Source organism: Candidatus Thalassolituus haligoni (assembly GCF_041222825.1).
GTDB classification, from domain to species: domain Bacteria; phylum Pseudomonadota; class Gammaproteobacteria; order Pseudomonadales; family Oceanobacteraceae; genus Oceanobacter; species Oceanobacter antarcticus.
In genome coordinates this window covers 2,704,678-2,721,447 of record NZ_CP139482.1, presented here as the reverse complement: position 1 = coordinate 2,721,447, position 16,770 = coordinate 2,704,678, and the positions used below count along the sequence as shown (strand labels likewise).

The 16,770-nt window shown below is 53.3% G+C and carries 13 protein-coding genes; 6 read left to right on the top strand and 7 right to left on the bottom strand.

Annotated elements, in window-relative coordinates; genetic code table 11:
• Nucleotides 1-71: 71 nt before the first annotated feature.
• The 5 genes from SOJ49_RS12100 to SOJ49_RS12080 all read left to right on the top strand — a co-directional run bounded on the left by SOJ49_RS12100 (nucleotide 72) and on the right by SOJ49_RS12080 (nucleotide 8,155).
• Complete coding sequence (locus SOJ49_RS12100; RefSeq protein ID WP_369854764.1) at nucleotides 72-4,907, top strand: NAD-glutamate dehydrogenase; 4,836 nt, start codon at nucleotides 72-74, stop codon at nucleotides 4,905-4,907.
• Nucleotides 4,908-5,134: 227 nt separating this feature from the next.
• On the top strand, nucleotides 5,135-5,767 hold the full coding sequence (locus SOJ49_RS12095; protein WP_369854763.1) for a hypothetical protein: 633 nt from the start codon (nucleotides 5,135-5,137) through the stop codon (nucleotides 5,765-5,767).
• A 12-nt stretch (nucleotides 5,768-5,779) separates the two neighbouring features.
• The gene (locus tag SOJ49_RS12090) at nucleotides 5,780-6,364 is read left to right on the top strand and encodes a D-Ala-D-Ala carboxypeptidase family metallohydrolase (protein WP_369854762.1); all 585 of its coding nucleotides are present in this window, start codon (nucleotides 5,780-5,782) and stop codon (nucleotides 6,362-6,364) included.
• 173 nt (nucleotides 6,365-6,537) lie between these two features.
• Nucleotides 6,538-7,275 (top strand): oxygen-insensitive NADPH nitroreductase, encoded by a 738-nt coding sequence (nfsA, locus tag SOJ49_RS12085; RefSeq protein ID WP_369854761.1) that lies wholly within the window; start codon nucleotides 6,538-6,540, stop codon nucleotides 7,273-7,275.
• Nucleotides 7,276-7,390: 115 nt separating this feature from the next.
• Nucleotides 7,391-8,155, top strand: a complete 765-nt coding sequence (locus SOJ49_RS12080) for a DeoR/GlpR family DNA-binding transcription regulator (protein ID WP_369854760.1) — start codon at nucleotides 7,391-7,393, stop codon at nucleotides 8,153-8,155.
• Between the two features lie 26 nt (nucleotides 8,156-8,181).
• On the opposite strand, the gene SOJ49_RS12075 is transcribed toward SOJ49_RS12080, so the two are convergent.
• Together SOJ49_RS12075 and SOJ49_RS12070 are read right to left on the bottom strand one after the other, a co-directional pair.
• Complete coding sequence (locus SOJ49_RS12075; RefSeq protein WP_369854759.1) at nucleotides 8,182-9,510, bottom strand: aspartate aminotransferase family protein; 1,329 nt, start codon at nucleotides 9,508-9,510, stop codon at nucleotides 8,182-8,184.
• Nucleotides 9,507-10,514, bottom strand: a complete 1,008-nt coding sequence (locus SOJ49_RS12070; protein WP_369854758.1) for a phosphotransferase enzyme family protein — start codon at nucleotides 10,512-10,514, stop codon at nucleotides 9,507-9,509. Before SOJ49_RS12070 ends, SOJ49_RS12075 begins: the two co-directional genes overlap by 4 nt.
• Before the next feature lie 144 nt (nucleotides 10,515-10,658).
• Here SOJ49_RS12070 and fabG point away from each other — a divergent pair, with 144 nt between their 5' ends.
• Nucleotides 10,659-11,438 (top strand): 3-oxoacyl-ACP reductase FabG, encoded by a 780-nt coding sequence (gene fabG / locus SOJ49_RS12065; RefSeq protein WP_369854757.1) that lies wholly within the window; start codon nucleotides 10,659-10,661, stop codon nucleotides 11,436-11,438.
• A gap of 167 nt (nucleotides 11,439-11,605) precedes the next feature.
• On the opposite strand, the gene SOJ49_RS12060 is transcribed toward fabG, so the two are convergent.
• The 5 genes from SOJ49_RS12060 to SOJ49_RS12040 all read right to left on the bottom strand — a co-directional run bounded on the left by SOJ49_RS12060 (nucleotide 11,606) and on the right by SOJ49_RS12040 (nucleotide 16,733).
• A complete protein-coding gene (locus SOJ49_RS12060; protein WP_369854756.1) occupies nucleotides 11,606-12,046 on the bottom strand; it encodes a hypothetical protein in 441 nt (146 codons plus the stop codon).
• Nucleotides 12,047-12,587: 541 nt separating this feature from the next.
• Nucleotides 12,588-13,634, bottom strand: coding sequence for a TRAP transporter substrate-binding protein (locus tag SOJ49_RS12055; RefSeq protein ID WP_369854755.1), 1,047 nt, complete (start codon nucleotides 13,632-13,634; stop codon nucleotides 12,588-12,590).
• 265 nt (nucleotides 13,635-13,899) lie between these two features.
• Nucleotides 13,900-14,994 carry a Rieske 2Fe-2S domain-containing protein gene (locus SOJ49_RS12050; protein WP_369854754.1) on the bottom strand — a complete coding sequence of 365 codons (1,095 nt, stop codon included), beginning with the start codon at nucleotides 14,992-14,994 and terminating at the stop codon, nucleotides 13,900-13,902.
• 42 nt (nucleotides 14,995-15,036) lie between these two features.
• Entirely contained in the window at nucleotides 15,037-15,999 is a 963-nt protein-coding gene (locus tag SOJ49_RS12045; RefSeq protein WP_369854753.1) for a 2Fe-2S iron-sulfur cluster-binding protein, read from the bottom strand.
• Nucleotides 16,000-16,202: 203 nt separating this feature from the next.
• On the bottom strand, nucleotides 16,203-16,733 hold the full coding sequence (locus tag SOJ49_RS12040) for a MarR family winged helix-turn-helix transcriptional regulator (protein ID WP_369854752.1): 531 nt from the start codon (nucleotides 16,731-16,733) through the stop codon (nucleotides 16,203-16,205).
• Nucleotides 16,734-16,770 lie beyond the last annotated feature (37 nt).

The window sequence follows — 16,770 nt, the reverse complement described above, 5'->3', positions numbered from 1 at the left end:
AGCGTGTCACGAAAATAACCGCCAGCACTGCTACTCTTGAATAAACATGTCGATTTGATCGGACGCCTATCATGCTTACTGCTCTGCACAACATCATTACTGACCGCAATACCCCCGCTCAAGCCAACATCTTGCGCCGTTTTGCGGACACCTATTACGCTAATGCTCCCGTTGATGAATTGCTCGCCCGCCCGGTAGCGGATGTGTATGGAGCCACCCTGTCGAGCTGGCATTTTATCCAGCAGCGCCACCCCCACGAGGTGAAGGTACGGGTATTTAATCCGGATCATGAAAACCATGGCTGGCAGTCGTTACACACCGTCGTTGAAGTGGTGTGCGAGGACGTTCCATTTCTGGTGGATTCGGTGCGAATGCAGCTGAACGCCCGTCAGATGTCTTTACATGCCATCCAGTACTGTGTTCTGCACGCGACCCGCGACCGTGATGGTCATCTGCAAGCCGAAACAGACTGGCGTAAACCGGGCAAGGGCAAGTTGCCGGAAGCGATTATTTATATTGAGTTCGATCATCACTCCGACAAGGACGTGTTGCAGCAATTGACCGAGTCGCTGCATTCGGTGCTGGAAGAGGTGCGTTGTTGTGTGGAAGATTTTACTGCCATTACCCGTCGTGCCGACGAGGTCAGCCAGCATCTGGCGACTGTTCAGGTGGAAGGAATAGCAGAAGCTCTGGCCTTTATGCGCTGGCTGGGGGGGAATCATTTTACCTTCCTGGCTTCGGATGAGTTTCACTTTGAGCGGGAAGGTGATAACGAATTTGTCGTGCGTGACGGCGAACAGGATCTGGGTACATTCCGGTTCCATAAAAAGGCCGACCGTACACGCTTGAAATTACAGGATCTGCCTGCCGATATTCACGATTTTATCACCGGCACCAGCCCGGTGAGTTTTATGAAATCCGGTGTCCGCAGCCGGGTGCACCGTCCGGCCTATCCGGACTATGTTGTGGTCAAGCGCTACAACGATGCTGGCGAGGTAATCGGTGGTGTGCGTTTTATGGGTCTGTATACCTCAATGGTGTATATCGAAACCCCCAATAACATCCCGATTGTACGTAACAAACTGGCACAGGTACGGGATCAGGCCAATTTTAATCCGGTCAGTCATAACGGTAAGGAACTGAACCGGATTCTGGAAGTGTACCCGCGTGATGAGCTGTTTCAGTCGTCGGTCGAGCAGCTCTATAAAACCGCCATCAGTATTTTGAATATCCAGGAGCGGCGTCAGACTCGGGTTTATCTGCGTCGCGATACCTACAGCAAGTTTGTCTCCTGTCTGGTGTATGTACCGCGTGATATTTACAACACCGAGTTACGCCAGCGTATTGAAGGGGTATTGCGGCTTGAGTTCGAACCGCTGGATATCGAATCCACCACCTATTTTTCCGAATCGGTGCTGGCGCGGGCGCAGTATACCTTGCGCCTTGACCCGGATCGCGACAACAGCTTCGACGAAGTCATGGTGGCGCAGAAAATCCGCCAGGTGGTGCGTTCCTGGCCGGATGATTTGCACGATGCCCTGATTGAACAGGTCGGTGAAGAACTGGGCAACCGCCAATTCCACGATTATCGCAGCGCCTTTCCGGCCGGGTATCGGGAAAGCTTTGGCGCTCGAACTGCCGTCGCCGACATTCAACATATGGAATCCTTGCTGAAGCAGGAGCAAGGCCAGCTGGCGATGAGTTTTTATCGCGAGCTGGAAGAAGACAATGATCACCTGCGCTTCAAACTGTTCCATCGCGGTTCTATTCTGCCGCTGTCTGACGTGATTCCAGTGCTGGAAAACCTCGGTTTGCGGGTGCTGGGAGAACACCCGTATGAGATTGTCTGCCAGAGTGGTGAAGTGGTATGGATTCATAACTTCTTGCTGCAATACACGCTGTCTGACAGCATCAGTATTACCGATGTCAAAGCCCTGTTTCAGGACTCTTTTCGGGCCACCTGGGAAGGCCGTTCCGAGAACGATGCCTTTAATCGTCTGGTTCTGGGTGGCCAGCTGGGCTGGAAAGATATTGCCCTGCTGCGCGCTTATGCCCGCTATATGAAACAGATTCGTTTTGGTATCTCCGAGTCCTATATTGCCGAGACCCTGTGCAGTTATATTCCTGTCAGTACGTTACTGGTGAAACTCTTTCATACCCGCTTTGGCCTGGACAACAGCAGTGAGGAGCAACGTCAAGCGGATACTGCCAGCCTTGAACAGCAGATACTCGATAGCCTGGACGATGTGCGTCAGCTCAACGAAGACCGCACCATCCGGCGTTATTGCGAACTGATCAAGGCGACCCTGCGCACCAACTTTTTTCAACAGGGTGATGACGGGCTGGTAAAACCCTATATTGCACTGAAGATGAATCCCGCGCTGATCAGCGAAATGCCGTTGCCAAGGCCGATGTTCGAAATCTTTGTCTACTCACCCAGGATTGAAGGTGTCCACCTGCGTGGTGGCAAGGTTGCCCGAGGCGGCTTGCGTTGGTCTGACCGTATTGATGACTTCCGTACCGAAGTGCTGGGGCTGGTCAAGGCGCAGCAGGTCAAAAACGCCGTTATCGTTCCAGTGGGGGCCAAAGGTGGTTTTGTGGCCAAGCAGTTACCCAAGGACGGTGGTCGGGATGCTTTTATTGCTGAAGGCATCAACTGCTACAAAACCTTTATCAGCGCGTTGCTGGATGTCACCGACAACCTGGTCGAAGGCAAGGCTTACCCGCCAGAACACGTCGTGCGCCACGACGGCGATGATCCGTATCTGGTGGTGGCAGCTGACAAGGGCACCGCCACTTTCTCCGACATTGCCAACGAAATTGCAGTCAGCCGAGGCTTCTGGATGGGGGATGCGTTTGCATCCGGCGGTTCCATTGGTTACGACCACAAGAAGATGGGCATCACCGCCCGTGGTGCCTGGGTTTCGGTACAACGGCACTTTCGCGAACGTGGCCACAACGTGCAAGAGAAGGACTTTACCGTCGTGGGTATTGGCGATATGGCCGGTGATGTGTTTGGCAACGGCATGTTGCAGTCGGAACATATCGGTCTGATTGCCGCGTTTAACCACCTGCATATTTTTATCGATCCGACACCGGATACTGTCAGCAGCTTTGCGGAACGCAAACGTCTGTTTGAGCTGCCACGTTCATCCTGGTCGGATTACAACAGCAAGCTGATTTCAAAGGGTGGTGGTGTCTTTTTGCGCTCAGCCAAAAACATTGCCATTTCATTGCCAATGAAACAGTGCTTCGGCATTACCCAGGATCGTATGGCTCCTAATGATCTGATCAGTGTCATCCTCAAGGCACCGGTTGACCTGATCTGGAACGGCGGCATCGGCACCTATATCAAGGCCAGTAGCGAACGACACTCCGAAGTCGGCGACAAGGCCAACGACAGCCTGAGAATCAATGGTAATGAAGTCCGGGCCAAGGTGATCGGCGAAGGTGGCAACCTTGGTGTGACCCAGTTGGGCCGGATCGAGTTTGCCGAACATGGCGGTGCCGGTTACACCGACTTTATCGACAATGCCGGTGGCGTGGATTGCTCCGACCACGAAGTGAATATCAAGATCATGCTCAACGAGGTACTCGACAACGGCGACCTCACCCGCAAGCAGCGTAACGCCATCTTTATGGGGTTGACCGACGAGGTCGCTCAGCTGGTGCTGGGTAACAATTATCGTCAGACCCAGGCCATTTCATTGGCTTACAAGGACTGCATGACGCGCCTTGACGAGTACAGCCGCCTGATGAAAGCCTATGAAAGCCAGGGCAAACTCAACCGCTCGCTGGAGTTTCTCCCCGACGACGAGTTACTCAACGAACGCAAAAACTCAGGCTCCGGGCTGACCCTGCCGGAACTGTCAGTGCTGATCTCCTACACCAAGGCTGATCTGAAAGAACAGCTCAATTGCCCGGAAATTCATGCGGATCCGTATGTCGCCGACATCCTTAAAACGGCGTTTCCGCAGGCACTGGATGAACGTTTTGGTGAGCAACTGGGGCAGCATCGTTTGCGTCAGGAGATTATCGCCACCCAGCTGGCCAATGACATGGTCAACTACATGGGCATCACCTTTATGCATCGGCTGCATAAATCCACCGGTGCCAGTATTGCTGATATTGCCCGCGCCTACGTCGCCGCCAGAGGCATTTTTGCGCTGGAAAAACATTGGTTACAAATTAACGAACTCGATTATCAGATTGGCACCGATATCCAGGAAGACATGATGTCGGAACTGATGCGGCTGGTACGGCGAGCCACCCGCTGGTTCCTGCGTAACCGCCGCTCGGCAATCGAGATCAGCAATGAAGTAGCGCGTTTTGGCCCGGCGGTTGAAGACATCGCCGCCAATCTCGGCGATATCCTGCGTGGCTCGTCACTGGAGCGCTGGCAGCGTAGCTACCAGGCCCGGATTGATCAGGGGGTGCCGCAAGACCTTGCCAGCTATACCGTCGGTGCCGTCAACCTGTACTCCGCACTCGGCATCATTGAAGCTGCTACCGAAACTGGCCGACCCTTTGCTGAAGTGGCAGCGGCCTACTTCGATGTTGGCGAACAACTGTCGCTCAACTGGGTAGGGCAGCAAATCAACACCTTGCCCACCAACAGCCACTGGGAAGCCCTCGCCAGAGAAAGCCTGCGTGACGACCTCGACTGGCAGCAGCGATCACTCACCGTTGGCATACTGGCCAGCAAAACCGCAGACGAGACCATGGAGACGGCACTGCAACGCTGGCAAGAAGAGCAGACCATCATGGTGGGTCGCTGGCAAAGTATGCTGACGGAGCTAAAAAGCGCCGATGCACTGGAATTCTCCATGATTGCCGTCGCCCTGCGCGAACTGCTCGACCTGGCCCAGGTCAGCCGCTACCAGCCCAACTGTTCGTCTGCTGAATAACCCGCAGCAGGACGGATCCCTTTACAACGGCGCCAGACACTTGGGCGTCGTTTTTTATGGCGGCTATGCTGTCGCATGCTCGGGTAGCCAGCGCAGACTTGTTCCGCAGCGCGCAAGCTTTTAATCTTGTTGTCGCGACGAGTTTCGAATGCCCGGCAGCGTCATACCCTTAACGGGTCATGGATTATCGCTGGCGGGATTGACGTTAATAAAACAAGGAGAGTGTTATGTCGTTCCCTATCCCGATATTGTCCGACCTGGTCAGCAAAGGCATCGACAGCATTGTTCGATGGAAAGAATCAGCGGATAAAAAAGAAATCACCAAAGCCGAGTTTGAAGCCCAGAAAGAGCAGTGGAAACTGGAGATGAACAAGTATCTGCTGGATCAGGCAGGTCGACCGGATCGCGAGTTTCGTGAATTTGTGCTGGCGTATGAAGGCAGCGGCGATAACGTTCACCCGCTGGTGCAGTTTATGCGCGGGGCGATTCGGCCCTTTATCACCGTATGGGCAGTGGTCATTATTACCTTGCTGATGTTTTCAGCGGGAGCTGCGGATCGTGTTGGGGTGAATCTGGACAAAATACCAGATCAGCTGTGGACGATTTTTGAATACGTGTTTGGCTTCTGGTTTGGTGGTCGGGCGGTGCAGCATGCAATTACCGAATACTCCAACGGCAAGGTCTCTGAACGCAAACAACAGGCCAGCGCAGAAATGGAAGTGGCACGGCAGCAGACTCATCAGATGGCTATTCAGGCCGGTGTTGAGCTTGAACTGGCAGAAAACACCGAACAGGATTTCACTGCCGCCGAACTTGACCGGGCATTGCCATCTCGTGTCCGCAAGTACATCAAGCGCTAGGAGGGCGGCAGCATGCAATTAAGCAAGCATTTTTCTTTGCACGAGTTTCTGGTGTCCCAAACCGCTGAGCGGGAAGGCGGCGAGATGCTGGCAAGACAAAACGCTCCCAGCGATCAAGTAGTGAGTAATCTCGGTTACCTGGTCACCTCCAGTCTGGAACCATTACGTACCTTGCTGGATACCCCGATGAGCATCAACAGCGGTTATCGCTGTGAGCTGTTGAACAGCCATATTGGCAGCAAATCAACCAGCCAGCATGTCGTCGGTCAGGCAGCCGACGTTGCATTGTCCTCACAGATTCTGGAGTCCAGCCGTCATACCCGTTATCGGCGAATCATCGAACACAAGGTGCGGGATCGCATTGGCCGCTCGATCCGGGCTGATGCTTCCGCCAACTTCTACCTGTTTGCGACAGCGGTGATGTATTTGCACGAACTGGATATAGACCAACTGATTCATGAATACGGCAACGATGGGCAACCGGCCTGGGTGCACATCAGTGCCAGCCAGTCGCACAATCGGCGGCAAATTCTCAGAATTAACCGCGACAGTACTGAACTGATCACCCTGGAACAGGCATTGGCGTTAGGGTGCTAGGTAGCGCTCCAACGCTCCGGGAGGGCAATTACCAATGTGTATGAGTTGGAAAGGCATGGTAGGCCCGGTTCAGTAGTCATGAGGGTGGTATCTATGGGGTCAGCTAATGGCATTGGCAAATGGTGATTTTATTTGTTCAACTACGTTCAAATTCATGAACTGCACGAGGTTGTATGAACACGGTTATCGATTTGCTCAAGTCTCACCGTTCCATTCGCAAGTTTACCCATCAACCGATTACCGACGAGTTACTGCATACGCTGGTGGCGGCTGGACAGTGTGCAGCAACCTCCAACCATGTGCAGGCTTACTCGATTATTCGGGTGGTAGATCAGGGCAACCGTGAGCAGTTGGTGGCCTTGTCTGGCGGTCAGCCTTATGTTGCCGGTTGTGCCGAGTTTCTGGTGTTTTGTGCCGATATGAAACGCTCGTTCGAAGCGGCAGAACGCGCTGGAGCAGAGATTGTGACGGGGATGACGGAGCAGTTGCTGGTGGCAACCATAGATGCCGCTCTGATTGCCCAGAATCTGGTGGTGGCTGCAGAGTCGGTCGGCTTGGGGATCTGTTATATCGGTGGTTTGCGTAATAACCCGGCAGACGTCAGCGCGTTATTGAGGTTGCCTGATCATGTCTACCCGGTATTTGGTTTGTGTTTGGGGTATCCCGATCAGCAGCCGGAGGTGAAACCGCGTTTGCCACTGGAGACCATCCTGAAGCAGGATTATTACAATGGCAGTGAGGATGAGGCCCAGGTTGCGGCTTTTGATCAGACTATGCAGTCCTACTATCAGCAACGCACTGGCAATAACAAGGAAACCAACTGGTCGCAGCAATTGCGGCCGATGTTCAGTCACAAATTGCGCCCTCATATGAAAGATTTCCTGTTTTCCAAAGGCTTTGAAATGAAGTAAACGCGGGTTGTGACGGACTGGGTTACGGGTTGCAAGCGGTGTGGGGTATGGCATGCTGGCGGCCTGATTGTCTGGAATCACCCTTCCTGCCCCGTCTGAATTACGGAACGCCGCCATGTCTCGCAAGAAAACCACACGCCATAAAGCCATTATTGATCAGCTGTCGGTGAATCCATCGATGCGGGTCAGTGAGTTGTCGGATGCCTTGGGGGTCACTACCGAGACCATCCGCCGTGATCTGGAGGAGCTGGCGGCACAACAGCTGATCAACCGGACTTACGGCGGTGCGCTGTTACGTCAGCCTGCCGAGCCAGTGTTGTCGGAGCGCCACAAGGCTAATGTCGAAGAGCGGGCGATGATCGGCAAGGCGGCAGCGCCATTGCTGAAAGGCGCGCGCATACTGATGATGGGATCGGGGGCAACGACGGTTCAGGTGGCCAAGCGTATAGCCTTTGAAATGAACAATATCACCGTGGTTACCCATTCTTTTGGGGTGGCCACGGCGTTGTCGCTGAATCCGACGATCGAGGTGGTCTTGGCACCTGGTGTGTATCATGCCGGGGAAGGGGCGGTTCACGGTGCCCAGACCCTGAGGTTTTTATCGGACTACAGTGTGGATTGGGCGATTCTGGGGGCCAGCGGTATTTCTCCGGCGGGGCCAACGGATGCGTTAATGGATGCAGCCGAAGTGTATGCCTGCATGCTGCGACAGAGCAGCCGTCATATGATTGTGGCGGATCACTCCAAGTTTGATCGGATGGCGACAGCGCGTTTTTCGCAGTGGCAGGATATCGATGTGCTGGTGACCGACATCGCTCCCCAGGGCCCGTTAGGTCAGGCGCTGGCAAGCGGTGGTGTTGATATTCAGCTGGCAGGGTAAATACAAGCCACCAGCCGATGATAATGTCAGTCGGTGGTCAAGGCGGCTGACAGGGCATCGACGAACTGTTGTGCTTCGTTGCGTGTCAGGCATAGCGGAGGACGAACTTTCAGCGTTGCCGCGTGTTTGCCTGCGGCACCGATCAGTACCCCGGCATCCCTCATGCGGTTAATGATCTGCACCGTATATACCGGGTCGGGTCGGGTCGGGTCATCTTCAGCACCCAGATCCACACCAATAAACAGTCCACTACCTCTAACATCCGTTATGCGGTGATGCTCAGCAGCAAGTTGGTTCAGCTGTTGCTGTAGCCAGTATCCGGTATCGCGCGCGTTGTGTTGCAAGCCTTGCTGTTCCAGTACTTTCAGCACTGCAAGACCGGCGGCGGCGGCCACCGGGTTGCCACCAAAGGTGTTGAAGTAGCCAGTGTCTTCACAAAACGCCGCCAGGTACTCCGGTCGGGAAGCCATGGCAGCCATGGGAAAGCCGTTGCCCATCGGCTTGCCCATGGTGACCAGATCCGGCTGGACGCCATGATAATCAAAGCCCCAGAAAGCGTCACCCAGACGGCCGAATCCCGGTTGGACTTCATCCGCAATATAAAGACCACCCGCTTGATGGATGGCATCGACAGCGGCTTGCAGAAATCCGGCAGGTTGGGCAAAGACGCCATCGGAGGAGAAAATGGAATCGACCAGCAAAGCGGCGGGTCGATGCCCGCGTTGGGCCAGCGTTTTTACCGCTGCACGTACGGCGTTGGCAAAGCCTGTGGCAATGTCGTTGCCGTAAACCAGAGCCGACGGTGCTGGAATGGCGACCACATGATCCGGCAGGGAAGCATGTCTGAAGGCGGAGGGAGATACCTCGGTGACCAGTGCGGTATTACCGTGGTAAGCGGCCTCGGTAACGATAAAGCCAGTGCCGCCGCTGACCTTGCGGGCAATGCGCATGGCGAGGTCGTTGGCTTCGCTGCCGGAGCAGGTCATTACGACGTTGGCTAGAGCGTCAGGCAGCTTGGCCTTGAGGGCGTCGAGGTAATCGTCGACGACGGCCACCAGGTAACGAGTGTTAGTGTTCAGCCGGGACATTTGCTCTGTCACCGCTTCGATCACCTTTGGATGACAGTGGCCGACACTGGGCACGTTGTTGTAAAAGTCGAGATAACGGCTGCCATCGGCGGCAGTCATCCAGCAGCCTTGTGCTGTGACCATCTCGATTGGCTGGCGGTAAAACAGCACGGAGGCTGCGCCGAGATTGTTCAGTCGACGGCTTACCTGGTGATTGGAGGAGGCCTGTGTGGCATCAAAGGCGTTCATGTCCAGAATGGGGCGCACTGCGGTATCGGTCTGGTTCATTGTGTATCTTCCTGTTGCTGCCGTAACCATTGTCTGGCCAGCTCGACCGTCCCGGCGGTGTAGGTCTCGTGTCCGGCGGCGGCTGCCGTTGCGGTCTCCGGGTGACTGGCGACCCAGGCAGTCAGTAGCAGACGACGGAACAGAATAAAATCCGGGATCATCTGGATATGCTCGTCCGCTAATGGCCGTACGGAGCGGTAACCGCGCAGCCAGGCTTGTTGCAAGTCGGGCACCAGTGGCGACGTTTCATAAAAGGAGATAGCGGCGGCAAAGTCGTACATAAACCAGCTGAAGCCGCAGTCATCAAAATCAATCACCGCCAGTTGGTCGTTGTTGACCAGCAGGTTGGCCAGACGCAAGTCGGCATGTACCAGGCCGAAGCGGTCGGCGCTGGCACCATAGTGTGCCAGTCGTTGTTGCAGTTGATCACACAGTCGTTGCAGAAGGCTCTGGTCTGGTGCGCTCAGGCCCGGTGCTGCACGCCAGTCGCCCCAGAGCGGCTGAGAACCGAAGGCACTGTCGAAATTCCAGGTTTTGCGGCTAAACCCGGTTGGTAATGGCCATGTGCTGGCTTGCTGGTGCAGGCGGGCTGACGTGGCTCCGAGCAGTTCAAAACCGGGAATCAGGTTGGCGTCGGCATCCGGCTCCTTGCCCGGCATAAAGGCAAAGGCAACAACGTAACGGGTTTGGCCCTGATCGTCGAAACTGGCGATCAGTGAGCCGTCGTCCAGTGGTATCAATGCCGGTGTGGTTACAACATGACTGGCACGCAGCGCCTGAATCCAGCTGAGCTCGGATTCAATCTCGGCTCGCGAATGGTAGTCCGGACGATGTACCCGAATAACCAGCGGGTCTTTACCGGGTTGTTCCAGCAGGAAAGTCGCATTTTCAGACAAGGTGAGCAGACGCACGCTGACATCCGTTCCTGCACCCCAGCGAGGAGCCAGTTGTGACACGCCCTGTTGTAGCCGGTAGACAAAATCGTCGTCGTAAATACCTGTCATGGTGTGATCTCTGCTGCGGATGATTGTCAACGAATGCGGTTATTAGAACGATAAAATCTTTGTCTTGCAAATTAAAATGTTGCAAGAGCAAAAATATATCGTAATGATGTGATCAACCAACTAACTGCAGACAGAGGGAAAATCATGTTCAGTTCCATCAAAGACAAGGTCGTGATTGTGACCGGTGGCTCGAAAGGTATTGGCAAAGGCATTGCCCAGGTGTTTGCCCGTCAGGGTGCCAAAATCATGATTGCCGCACGGGGCAAAGAGGACGCGCAGCGCACGGTTGCTGATATTGAAGCCGAAGGAGGCACTGCCGCCTGGTGTACCTGCGATGTGGCAGATTGGACATCGGTCAAGGAAATGGTGGCAGTCACCGAAGAGCTGTTCGGCCCGGTTGATATTCTGTGCGCCAACGCTGGAATCTTTCCGCAAAAAAAGCTGATCGATCTGGAGCCAGATGAATGGGATCAGGTGATGGATACCAATCTTAAAAGCACATTCTTGTGCGTCAAGGCTTGTATCCCCTCGTTTGAAGCGGCAGGTAAGGGACGGATTATTGTGACCTCATCGATTACCGGGCCGGTGACGGGCTACCCTGGCTGGGCTCATTATGGCGCTTCCAAGGCGGGTCAACTGGGGTTTCTCAAAACGGCCGCGATGGAACTGGCTCGTTACAACACCACGATTAATGCGGTTATGCCCGGTAATATTATGACGGAAGGACTGGCAGGTTTGGGCGAGGAATATCTTGGCAGTATGGCGGCGTCTATCCCGCTTAAACGCTTGGGAGCGGTGGAAGACATTGGTAATGCGGCGTTGTTTTTTGCTTCGGACGAAGCGTCTTATATTACTGGTCAGCAAATTATTGTTGATGGTGGGCAGATCTTACCGGAAAGCCTGGATGCTATTGCCGAAATCTAGGCAACGTGCAGGTTCAAATTAGATTAATGGCAATTTTCAGGGTAGTGGCGGATACGTTATATGTAATTATTTGTAAGTAATAGGAAAAAACGACACCAGGAGACGATAAGTCGTCTCCTGGTGCAAGTATAAGAAGCACTTGAAGCGGGTTGTTATACCCGGTGTGCTTATTCTTTCCAGGTTCTTACTACGGCAAAACCATATTCGGCAATCCACTGATCCAGCAGCTTTGGCGAACGTTTGATTTTTTCGACAACCACCTGAGTTGCCGGATTGCGGTATTTGCCCACTTTCAGCTTGGGCTGAGGCAGGCTGGATGTTTTCTGTACTTTAAGCGCTGCTTTGTTGAAGTGTTTCAGCAGTGATTCGTACATAGGACTATCTTGGTTGTCTTTAATCCAGTTTTCCAGATCTGCTGCAATGTATTGGTAATACTCTTTCTCGGTAACACCGTACTGCGTTAATGCCGACTGAAAGGCTTCTGCGATGTCATTCAAGGCAGCGTATTTTTTCTGCTGATCTGCTTTAGCCTGAATTAACTCAGCAAGTTTCTTTTGTTCAGCTTCAATCAGCTCGTCGATGTTAGTGTCGAGAATGGATACGGTCATTCAAACCTCTAATGATTTAATGTGGATATCTGCAGGGTCTAAAAAGTGTCGGACGCAGAAAAGACAAGGAAAAATCGACGATAACGCGCAGTGTATGCAGGATAAACGCACATCCAGAGTTGATTTTTTATGCTGTAATTTCAGGTGCAATGTCTTTCAGATGTTCCTGACATTTACTATATAGCACAGAGTTCGCCCGTCTACCAAGATAGCAACATTAAAAAATGCGCCATCATGGGTGTTTTTTAACCTGTTTTTTTGTTCAGAGTGTACGAAATGACAGCGCTGTTTGATGATTGTAGCTGGGTATTTCTTTTTCAGATGGTTTTTTAATCAGATAAACGAAACAGTAATATGCGCTCAAGTGTACAAATGCCGGGAATCCGGATGCATTAAGCGGATGCATTAAGCGGATGTTTGAGTGAGGTGGAGTTTGGTAAAAGGGACATAGTGTTGGCAGACTGTTGCCGATCTTGCTTTCTTTTACGCTCGTTTGCGGAGTTTTCTCTCCGCAAACGAGCGAAGCAAGTGGTTGTCTGAATTACGGCTTGCGGCCGTATTGGTCGATCAACTGATTGGCTCGCTGGTAGAGTTTTTTGCCATCTTCGCCATCGCTGTTCATATCGTCCATCCAGGCATCGATCACAGGCTGTGCGGTTTCACGCCAGTGGCGGGTTTCGTCTGCTGACAGGACGATGATTTCATTGCCGGAATCTTTTACCAGCGTTCTGCCTTTGGCCCCCATCTCATCCAGAATACGACCCATCCAGGCGGCCAGTTTGATGCCCGAGTTATTATCGATCACCTGCTGTAACTCTTTGGGCAGTTTGAGATAGGATTTTTTATTCATACTGAACAAAAACACTTGGCCGTACAAACCGCGATCGCCACTGATTTCTGTGGTTGATTGGGTGAGTTCGTGTATTTTTAATGGCCCAACAATATCGTATGAAAGTGACGCAACGTCCAGTACACCTTTGGACAACGCAGAGGACATTTGTGGTGCAGGCATAAATATCGGTGATGCGCCCATCAGGGCGTAAACTTCTGCCATGGCCTTATTGGGTGCACGAATTTTCAGACCGGCCAGGTCTTCCATTTTATGGATGCCTTTACCTCGGGAATGAAGAACACCGGTGGCATTAGTGTGAATGGCCAACAGCTTTACTTCGCGGAAATCGTCGGTCATTTCTTCGGTAGCAAATTGTTGCAATGCCTGGCTGGTGACTTCGGCACTGGATGCCATAAACGGCAGTTCAAATACTTCTGATTTACGGAAACGGCCCGGTGTGTAGCCCGCGACTGTCCAGGTGATATCGGCGCTTCCCTTGCGCGCCTGGTCAAATAGCTGTGCCGGCTTACCACCCAGTTGCATGGCCGGGTATACATCAATATGAATACGACCGTTGGATTCCTGCTCTATTTTTTCTGCCCATGGCAGCATGATTTTGGTATGTACTTCAGACATGGGCGGCAGCAGGTGGTGTAATTTGAAATTGAACTCAGCTGCTTGCAGCTGGCCTGTAGTGATCAATCCGCTGACACTGAGGCACAGTGCACTGCGCAGTATGTTGCTGATAATTTTCATGGTGTACCCTTGTTATTTTTATAAAACGTTTATTGTTATTAATGCGTCTGGCTGGGGGTTGTTTTTTAAATTGTGGGGCGACTGAGCGCTTCAGTGCGCAGCCAAAAACGGCTACGCCCGAAATAACAGCGATAACAATTGGCCTCTCAATGCTCATTTATTACTCAATAAACGGCACTTTCTGGCCGATTTTTACGGCGCTTTTTATCGTTCTCATCATCGTTTGTAGCGTTTTCAGTCGCGTTTGGTCGAGCATGGCAAGCTGTTATCCGGCACTGGCTTCAGTTTTCAACTGTTCAATAATGCGGCGCGCCCGATTGGGGCCAACGTCTACATGGATATCGATCATGGCTTCGCCGACAAAGCGTTTCATGTTTTCGTATTGCGCTTCAATGACGACCTTGTCTTCATCAAAAGTCAGAGCCGTTTGTTCAATGACCTTGGCCTTGGTGGCTTCGATGTTCTGGCTCGGATTGGTTGCCATTGACCAGAAGTAATGACAACTGGTGGAGGTTTCCGGGGTAATGCCGTGGAAACCGCGCATATGGAAGCCGCCACGCTCCGGGTTGTTGACGTCTTCGCTATTCTGATCCACGGCACCGGTCCAGATTTCCAGGTGCGACGGGTGGAAGACAATTTCTTGCCAGCGGTCGATCAGCCCCTTGAACGGATAGGCTGCAGTGTAGGTTGGAGGTGGCTCTGAGGCGGGCATATGACGCACGACGCGTACGCTGGTGCCTTCGCTTTCGACGTCCATCCTGGCGTTCATATGCAGTTTGGCGTTGCCGCCGATGGTACGCAGATGCACATAGCCGAGATGGCTGAGATCCAGCAGGTTGTCGTGAATCAGCTGATAAGGCGCATTGTAATGATAGACGTCACCATCGGAGACGTAGCGCGGATCATCGTGAATGGGGTAAGCCGGTGGCTCGCAGGTTGGCTCGCTGTCTTGCTGCTGGCCAAACCATATCCAGACCAACTTGTTTTGTTCCCGTATGTGGTAAGCATGAATTTTGGCCCGGCGTGGGATCTTGTCCTGGCCAGGAATGTCGATGCAGCGGCCGCTGTCGTCGTACAGCATGCCGTGGTAGCCGCAACGGATGCCGTTCTCTTCGACTGTGCCTGCCGACAACGGCAGGTGACGGTGACAACAGCGATCTTCAACGGCGGCAACCTGACCATTGCCCTTGCGGAACAGTACAATGGCTTCGTTGAGCAGGGTGCGGCCCACGGGGGTGTCGGTCAGTTCCTTGCTGTGTGCTGCAACGTACCACTGGTTCAATGGGTAAGCGCCCTGCTGGCGGCCTGGCCCGTTGTTGACCTCGGCACTGACGCCAGGGATGTAAATGGATACGGTCATCTGGATCTCCTCATTCTTGTTGTTGGGCAATCAACTGCGTACTTAAAGCCCCAGCACCAGGCGCTTGCCTTTGGCTCGGGAACAGCAGGGGGTGAATTGATTGTTGGCAGATTTTTCGTCATCGGTAAGAAAGTTGTCGCGGTGATCCGGGATGCCATGAACAACCGCCGTCAGGCAAGAGCCGCAAATACCTTGTTCACAGGACACGGGGATATCAATACCGGCGTCATCGAGTGCTTCAAAGGCGCTTTGATTGGCGGCAACGGTGATGATCTGGCCACTGCTTTTGATCACCAGTTCAAACGGACTGTCAGCCGCGCTGTCGAGGTGATGGACTGGAGCGGCAAAAAACTCCCGGTGCAGGCGGGATTCGTCCCAGCCTTGCTGCCTGGCACCATCAAGAACGTAGTCGATAAAGCCCCCAGGGCCACAAACGTACAGGTGCGCACTGGCTGGGGCGGAGGTGATGATTCGGGCGATATCGAGACGCTGATTGTCATCATCGAAATAACAGTGGCTGTGAGCTGCCAACGGCGCTTGCTGAAATTGGTCACCGAAGGCTGCTGTCGCCCTGGAGCGTGCGGCGTAGTGGACTTCAAAGTCACTGCCTGACGCATTTAGTTCACGCGCCATGGACAAAATCGGGGTAACGCCAATACCGCCCGCAATCAGCACAGAATGCCGGACGCCGGATTGCAGTGGAAACAGATTACGCGGTGCGCTGATCTGTACACGCTGACCGGCTTGCAACATCTCGTGAACTTCGACGGAACCGCCACGAGAATGCGGGTCACGCAAAACTGCGATCTGGTACTGGTGACAATCGCTGCCCGCGTTCAGTAACGAATATTGCCGTACCAGGCCGGAAGGCAGATGAAGATCAATGTGAGCTCCGGCTGAGAACGCGGGTAGGGCAGCACCGTTTTCCAGTGCCAGGTCGAGCCCGCAGATAGCGTTTGCCGCCGGGTATTTGTTGAGGATCACGACCTCGATCGTCTCGATCATGTGGTTTCCTGGCTTGATTATTATTGTTGATGTATCAACTATATGGTTTTTATAGTTGTTATGTCAACTATATGGTCATTGGATTTTGTTGATTGTTATTCAAAATAGAGAGGGCGGGACAGCAGGTGACGGCGATGTGAGCCGTCACCTGCACGAAGGCGGGTTGATTAAAAGCGTAGGGGAGATGGGGCCAAGCGCTGGAGTTAACAATCTGTCGATGGACTGTTTGCCTGGGAGTTCTCTTGAGTGTTCGCTGGGCTATTCGGATCGTAAGCATTTACCAACCCGACTCGGGCGTTCATACGGGACAGCAGGTCGATCAGCGTATCGCGTTCTGCTGCAGAAAAATCGCCCAGCAGCAGTGCTTCCCGTTTGATGGCAACCTGAAATATCTCGTCGTGTAACACGTTGCCGGATTCGGTCAGCGAGACAATGGTTTTTCGGGCGTCTTCGGGATCCGAGCGGAAATGCACATAAGCGGATGCTTGCAGATATTTGAGCGAGCGGCTGACGGCAGCCTTGTCGAGACCGATCACCTGACACATACGGTTGGGGGTGATGGCATCTTCCACTTTCAACAGCGCCAGCAAACGCCATTCGACGATGCCAACACCAAAATTATCCCGATAGAGCCTGGACGCTCCGGCAGACATCTTGTTAGCCAGAAAGGTGATCAGTGCCGGAACGTAGCGATCCAGATCAAGCGATGCTGCAGGTGACGTTTTTGAAGGCATGTTTTTCGGAATACATTGGTGAACAGGGTAAGGAGTG

Bases quoted from the DNA above. Each gene is read 5' to 3' on its own strand.
- SOJ49_RS12100 (WP_369854764.1), top strand. From the start codon at position 72: ATGCTTACTGCTCTGCACAACATCATTACTGACCGCAATACCCCCGCT.
- SOJ49_RS12095 (WP_369854763.1), top strand. From the start codon at position 5,135: ATGTCGTTCCCTATCCCGATATTGTCCGACCTGGTCAGCAAAGGCATC.
- SOJ49_RS12090 (WP_369854762.1), top strand. From the start codon at position 5,780: ATGCAATTAAGCAAGCATTTTTCTTTGCACGAGTTTCTGGTGTCCCAA.
- nfsA (WP_369854761.1), top strand. From the start codon at position 6,538: ATGAACACGGTTATCGATTTGCTCAAGTCTCACCGTTCCATTCGCAAG.
- SOJ49_RS12080 (WP_369854760.1), top strand. From the start codon at position 7,391: ATGTCTCGCAAGAAAACCACACGCCATAAAGCCATTATTGATCAGCTG.
- SOJ49_RS12075 (WP_369854759.1), bottom strand. From the start codon at position 9,510: ATGAACCAGACCGATACCGCAGTGCGCCCCATTCTGGACATGAACGCC.
- SOJ49_RS12070 (WP_369854758.1), bottom strand. From the start codon at position 10,514: ATGACAGGTATTTACGACGACGATTTTGTCTACCGGCTACAACAGGGC.
- fabG (WP_369854757.1), top strand. From the start codon at position 10,659: ATGTTCAGTTCCATCAAAGACAAGGTCGTGATTGTGACCGGTGGCTCG.
- SOJ49_RS12060 (WP_369854756.1), bottom strand. From the start codon at position 12,046: ATGACCGTATCCATTCTCGACACTAACATCGACGAGCTGATTGAAGCT.
- SOJ49_RS12055 (WP_369854755.1), bottom strand. From the start codon at position 13,634: ATGAAAATTATCAGCAACATACTGCGCAGTGCACTGTGCCTCAGTGTC.
- SOJ49_RS12050 (WP_369854754.1), bottom strand. From the start codon at position 14,994: ATGACCGTATCCATTTACATCCCTGGCGTCAGTGCCGAGGTCAACAAC.
- SOJ49_RS12045 (WP_369854753.1), bottom strand. From the start codon at position 15,999: ATGATCGAGACGATCGAGGTCGTGATCCTCAACAAATACCCGGCGGCA.
- SOJ49_RS12040 (WP_369854752.1), bottom strand. From the start codon at position 16,733: ATGCCTTCAAAAACGTCACCTGCAGCATCGCTTGATCTGGATCGCTAC.